The organism is Streptococcus infantis, from assembly GCF_047465525.1.
Taxonomy (GTDB): Bacteria; Bacillota; Bacilli; order Lactobacillales; family Streptococcaceae; genus Streptococcus; species Streptococcus infantis_R.
Window position 1 is genome coordinate 1 of record NZ_JASGZS010000048.1, and the last position, 6497, is coordinate 6497.

4 protein-coding genes and 1 pseudogene are annotated in these 6497 nt (G+C 36.6%); 3 read left to right on the forward strand and 2 right to left on the reverse strand.

From position 1 onward, the window contains the following. A pseudogene (locus QM374_RS10455) lies at nucleotides 1-1084 on the reverse strand (IS30 family transposase); the annotation flags it as partial. Between the two features lie 156 nt (nucleotides 1085-1240). On the opposite strand from QM374_RS10455, the gene QM374_RS10460 reads away from it, so the two are divergent. Both QM374_RS10460 and QM374_RS10465 read left to right on the forward strand, forming a co-directional pair. After that, nucleotides 1241-2088, forward strand: a protein-coding gene (locus QM374_RS10460) for an IS630 family transposase (RefSeq protein ID WP_414311709.1) whose coding sequence is annotated in 2 segments (ribosomal slippage) — nucleotides 1241-1559 and nucleotides 1559-2088 — 849 coding nt in all. Because the reading frame shifts where the segments join, the coding sequence is not laid out codon by codon here. A 100-nt stretch (nucleotides 2089-2188) separates the two neighbouring features. Continuing rightward, complete coding sequence (locus QM374_RS10465) at nucleotides 2189-3586, forward strand: APC family permease (RefSeq protein WP_414311707.1); 1398 nt, start codon at nucleotides 2189-2191, stop codon at nucleotides 3584-3586. Nucleotides 3587-3622: 36 nt separating this feature from the next. Here the strand turns inward: QM374_RS10465 and pbp3 are convergent, their stop codons facing one another. Then, entirely contained in the window at nucleotides 3623-4864 is a 1242-nt protein-coding gene (gene pbp3, locus QM374_RS10470; protein WP_075227694.1) for a D-alanyl-D-alanine carboxypeptidase PBP3, read from the reverse strand. A gap of 105 nt (nucleotides 4865-4969) precedes the next feature. Between pbp3 and QM374_RS10475 the strand changes: the two genes are divergently transcribed. Continuing rightward, the gene (locus QM374_RS10475; RefSeq protein WP_414311708.1) at nucleotides 4970-6079 is read left to right on the forward strand and encodes an AI-2E family transporter; all 1110 of its coding nucleotides are present in this window, start codon (nucleotides 4970-4972) and stop codon (nucleotides 6077-6079) included. Nucleotides 6080-6497: the final 418 nt, after the last annotated feature.

Below are 6497 nucleotides of genomic sequence, written 5' to 3' on the forward strand. Positions count from 1 at the left end.
CTTCTCCGTAAGTAAAGGCAAAGAGTTCATAGGCTGACTTTCCATTCAAAGCAGCGCGTTTGACACTGTTGACATGAGAGCAGACGAGATTGATGTCCTCTTGAGTTAAATTGTCAAAAGAAGTTCCCTTAGGTAGAATGTCGCGAATCAGCGTGTGATTTTTCTCAATTCTCCCTTTCTGGTCAGAGCGATTAGGGTCACAAAAGAAGAGTTTTATTTCACCACGAATATCCATTTCGATGTCATCAACCCTGGCAAACTCTCCACCATTATCTGTAAGAATGACAGGAAAGAGTTGGAAAAAGTCTTTGTTCGCTTCGTAAAGTGTGTTCTTGATATCATAGAGGTTTTTGATAACTTCAAGTGCAGTTTTATTATCCAGAAGTCTAGCGAAGATAAAGTTACAGAAGGAAAGATTGAATGTGAGTAGGACTTTGCCTCCGGTCCTGCCCATAACAGTGTCCATTTCCAGCCAAGAGTTTAGTTGGTTAAGGACTAGATAGTTTTGAAAATCCTCATAGGACCGGCCTTTTTTAGCTTCTTTAGGGATGGAAGGTAGCTTACTTTTCCGTCTCTCTTTGAATTTAACGGCTCTAGCTAGATCAATAGGAGCGATAGACAGGTATCCTTTTCGGATGTGTCTATAGACGGTTTAGGAGCTGACATTAAGGTTATGAGTCTTGAGGATATGATAGATGTGTTGTCCTTTTTTAACCCCATCAGAAATGATTTTATCCATGTCCCAGAAAGTCTGAGAATTGAGAGGAGTTCCTTCACGAGCCTCGACAAGAGTTTGTTCGTATTGTTTTTGAGCTTGCTTAGCAAGGTAGAAGATTTTCTGATAGCCACAGTTTTGTCTTCTTTTAGGACATCCATTACAGACAAAGGGAGCCTTATCGAGTAGAGAGCAAGGAAGGTTGTCAGAGGTAGAGTCTCTAATTTGTTTGTTTCGTTTGACTTCTTTAGAAACAGTAGTCGGGTCTTTTAGAATAAGTTGCCCAATAGCTTTGAATGTTTCACCGCGCTCTAAACCTAATTGGATATCATTACGGTCTGAAAGGGTAAGGTGTTTATGTTTAGTCATAGTAGGCCTCATTTCTATCACAAACGTCTCACACTTAATTCCACCATAAAAATCTGTTCTAGACTAATTTCCACTTCGGTCAGGAAAGTGGAAGTTACTTTGAGAAATTATAGTCAATTGAACCTAAAACAGTACATAATGTGGTATAATCTTTTTATGGCATATTCAATAGATTTTCGTAAAAAAGTTCTCGCTTATTGTGAGCGAACAGGTAGTATAACAGAAGCATCACACATTTTCCAAATCTCACGTAATACCATTTATTGCTGGTTAAAGCTAAAAGAAAAAACAGGAGAGCTAAACCATCAAGTAAAAGGAACAAAACTAAGAAAGGTTGATAGAGATAGACTTAAAAACTATCTTACTGACAATCCAGACGCTTATTTGACTGAAATAGCTTCTGAATTTGGCTGTCATCCAACTACTATCCACTATGCTCTCAAAGCTATGGGGTACACTCGAAAAAAAAGAATCACACCTACTATGAACAAGACCCAGAAAAAGTAGCTTTATTTCTTAAAAAATTTAATAGTTTAAAGCACTTAGCACCTGTTTATATTGATGAAACAGGATTCGATACTTATTTTTATCGAGAATATGGTCGCTCATTAAAAGGTCAGTTAATAAGAGGTAAAATATCTGGAAGAAGATATCAGAGGATCTCACTGGTTGCAGGGCTAACAAATGGTGAGTTAATCGCTCCAATGACTTACGAAGAGACGATGACGAGCGACTTTTTTGAAGCTTGGTTTCAGAAGTTTCTCTTACCAACATTAAACAAACCATCAGTTATTATTATGGATAATGCAAGATTCCATAGAATGGGTAAGCTAGAGCTCTTATGTGAAGAATTTGGGCATAAACTTTTACCACTTCCTCCCTACTCACCTGAGTATAATCCTATTGAGAAAACATGGGCTCATATCAAAAAGCACCTCAAAAAGGTATTACCAAGTTGTAATACTTTTTTCGAGGCTCTTTTGTCTTATTCTTGTTTCAATTGACTATACCGTTCAGTTTTTTTGATGAAAAATGCTAATAAATATTCACAAAAAGTCTTTTGTATGGTAAAATAATACAATCACATAAAGTGGGAGATGAATGATGAATATTTTTAGAACCAAAGACGTTAGTCTAGGTAAGACAGAAATGCATCGCCATTTAAAACTATGGGACTTAATTCTCTTGGGAATTGGTGCTATGGTGGGAACAGGTATCTTTACCATCACAGGAACTGCAGCAGCAACATTAGCAGGACCTTCCCTTGTGGTATCGATTGTAATTTCTGCTATCTGCGTATCCTTATCTGCACTCTTTTTTGCAGAATTTGCCTCTCGTGTTCCTGCAACGGGTGGAGCATATAGTTATTTATATGCAATTTTGGGTGAATTCCCAGCCTGGATAGCTGGTTGGTTAACCATTATGGAATTTATGACAGCAGTTTCAGGTGTTGCTTCTGGTTGGGCGGCCTATTTTAAAGGTTTGCTTAGCCATTATGGAATTTCCTTGCCACAAGCCTTAAATGGAACTTTTAACCCTGAACATGGTACTTATATTGATTTTTTACCAATTTTAGTAATTCTACTTGTTACAGGTGTTGTACTTTTAAATTCGAAAGTAGCTCTTCGTTTTAATTCTATTCTTGTTGTTTTAAAATTTTCTGCTCTTGCCTTATTTATCCTAGTTGGAATTTGGTACATTAAACCTGAAAATTGGTCAGACTTTGCACCATTTGGGTTTGGTCAAATTTACGGTGGAAGCACTGGAATTATGGCAGGTGCTTCACTGATGTTTTTTGGATTCTTAGGCTTTGAGTCCATTTCTATGGCAGTTGATGAAATTCACAGTCCACAAAAGAATATTCCACGTGGGATTGTTTTATCCTTGACCATTGTAACTATTCTGTATGCCTTGGTTACCTTGATATTAACAGGTATCGTTCACTATAGGAAGCTCAATGTTGATGATGCAGTGGCTTTTGCTCTTAGAAGTATTGGTATTGGTTGGGCAGCTAATTATGTTTCACTCGTTGCGATTTTGACTTTGATTACGGTATGTATTTCAATGACCTACGCCTTGTCACGAATGATCTATAGTTTAGCCCGTGATGGACTATTGCCTCAAAGTTTTAAAGAAGTGACCAAGACTAGCCGCGTTCCAAAGAATGCAACCATCTTAACTGGTCTTGTTTCAGCCATTGCAGCGGGAATCTTTCCACTAGCAAGTATTGCAGCCTTTCTTAATATCTGTACCTTAGCCTATCTTATTCTCCTAGCCTACGGTATTATCAAACTGAGAAAAGACAAGGGAATGCCAAAAGAGGGCGAGTTCAAAACTCCCCTGGTTCCTTTTTTACCAATCTTATCTATTCTTATCTGCCTCTCATTCATGCTTCAGTATACCCTTGAAACATGGATGGCATTTGGACTAGCTTTATTAATAGGAGTCATTATTTACTTTGTTTATGGATATAACCATTCGACTGTAGCTGAAAATGAATAAAGAAAAAAATCGCGAAATTCGCGATTTTTCGGTTTTTTATAACTTCTCGTTAACAAAACGAACGAAGCGATTCCACCAAACTTTTAAGAAGAAGGCTTTTTCGACATTTTTTTCTGCGACCATCTCAAAACTCGGTTTGTCAGTTGTAATGTATCCTTGACCAACTAGATCCTTGTCTTCATAAGTCAAATGTCCAACGACAGTTCCTGCCTCTAGTGGAGCAGTGTGTTCAGTCGTGTCCGCTGTGTAAGTAATAGTTGATTGTGTACGACTACCAAGACGTTGAACGATTTTGATATCTTCTTTTGCAACAGCCGTAACAGTATCTTCCTTCCCATCTAATACAGGTGATTTACTATCTTCATAACTTTCTCCTTGCTTGACGATTGTCTGTAGAGAAAAGTTTGATGAGATGTAATCTAAAATAGAAGAGGTAGCTGTGAAGCGTGCATATGGATTAGTATCTTGGTTGTCAGCGTTTAAGACAACAGTGATAATACGCATTCCTTTTTCTACAGTCGTACCTACAAAGGATGCTCCAGCCTTATCAGTCGTACCAGTTTTAAGTCCATCAACACCACCACGATAGGCAGGCATTCCTTCCAACATATAGTTGGTAGAATGAATTGTCATCCCTGCAAAAGTAGAAGAAGGTTTCTTGGTGATTTCTAAAACTTGAGGATACTTGAGGATGAGGTTGCGAGCAACGACAGCAACATCATAAGCGCTCAATTTGTTTTCATCGTCTTTCTTTGAACCAGGATAGATATTAGTGCCAAGAGTTTCATTATTGAGCCCAGTTGTGTTGACGAGTGTAGCATCTTGAATTCCCCATTCTTGTAGTTTAGCCTTCATCATATCTACAAAGTCCTTCTCAGAACCGGCAATTTTTTCAGCTAAAGCGATAGCAGCACTGTTTGCACTAGATACTAAAGTAGCTTCTAATAACTCTTCAACAGTGTAATTTCTAGCTTCCATGGGAACATTACTAGCCGCAGAATTAGTTGTCAACTGGTAGGGGTAATCAGAAATTTCTACAGGAGTGGAAAGAGAGATTTTTCCCTGTTCCAAGGCTTCGTAAACGAGATATACGGTAAGTAATTTGCTAATAGAAGCAATTTCAACAGGTTGAGTAGCATCCTTTTCGTATAAAATCTTACCGCTATTAGCTTCAACAGCAATGGCATGTTTTGCTGCTACATCAAAATCTTGGGCAGCAACAGTTGTTGCTGAAGCAAATGAAAAGAGGGTTAATAAGGTTAAAAATAATTTCTTCATAGTAACTTTATTCTATCACAAAGACAAAAGATATTCTTGTTTTTGTGATGAAAGTTATCAATCTTTTTTGAAATATGGTAAAATAGGGAAAAGAGGAGGTGGCCTATGTTTCGGAGAAACAAACTATTCTTCTGGACAACTGAAATTCTACTAATAACCTTAATTTTCTATCTATGGAAAGAAATGGGTGCTATTATTACACCCTTTGTCAGTGTTGCAAATACAATCATGGTTCCTTTTTTATTGGGAGGATTTTTGTATTATCTAACCAACCCAATTGTTATCTTTTTAGAGAAGGAATGCAAAATCAATCGAATCATTGGGATTTTGTTAACCCTTTGTGCCTTAGTTTGTGCACTCGTACTTAGTTTTGTTTATCTGCTGCCGATTTTGATTAATCAGTTAAGTAGCTTAATTTACTCGAGTCAAAACATTTACGGTCGTCTTCAAGATTTAGTCATTGAGTTATCAAAACATCCAGCCCTGCAAAATCTAGATATCCAACAAACTATTCAGCAACTGAACCTCTCTTATGTTGATATTTTGCAAAATATTTTGAACAGTGTGACAAATAGTGTTGGAAGTGTTCTATCTGCACTCGTAAGCACTGTATTGATTATCATCATGACACCAGTTTTCTTGATTTACTTATTACTTGATGGGCATAAATTTTTACCGATGTTAGAAAGAACTGTATTAAAACGAGATAAATTGAACATATCTGGTTTATTGACAAACCTAAATACAACTATTTCTCGTTACATTAGTGGAGTGTCTATAGATGCAGTTATTATTGGATGTTTGGCTTTTATCGGTTATAGTGTGATTGGTCTAAGATACGCCTTGGTCTTCGCCATTTTTTCTGGATTGGCTAATTTGATTCCGTATGTAGGACCAAGCATTGGCTTGATTCCAATGATCATCTCAAATCTCTTCACCGATCCTCATAAAATGATTATTGCTGTCATTTATATGTTGATTATTCAGCAAGTTGATGGAAATATTTTATATCCACGTATTGTGGGTGGGGTTATGAAGGTTCACCCGATTACTATTTTAGTCTTGCTTTTATTATCAAGTAATATTTATGGTGTGATTGGGATGATTGTTGCTGTTCCAACCTATTCCATTTTAAAAGAGATTGCTAAATTCTTAGCGCGACTGTATGAAAATCATAAGGAAGCACAAGAAGTCAAAAAACATCAATCAGAATAAAGATGTCGGGATAAAAGATTCCGATATCTTTTTTTATCATTGTATCTTTGGCGCTGTAGTTGATCAAACCTTTTATTGGTTTTAAACTCTCAAATCGCTTATGATGAAACTTTAATTTTTCTATACATAATTTTTTAAAAACAACTGAATGATTGAAGTCTTTTAGGGCTGGAAATAGGAAATTCAGACTTGGGTTATTGATTTATGATCTATCGCCTTTTGCTAAAATAAGCCTATTTATAGATATTTTAAATAAATTGGTAGAGGAAGTAGAGCAAGAATAAGAATAATGCTAAATTCCCAAACTAAGTTCCACTGCTAATCCAAGTGGAAGTTAGTCTGATAAAAATCCTAAAAACCAGTGGAATTCCGTGTCAGGGTAAATTCCACTGGTTTTACTAATGCTTGATTTCATCGT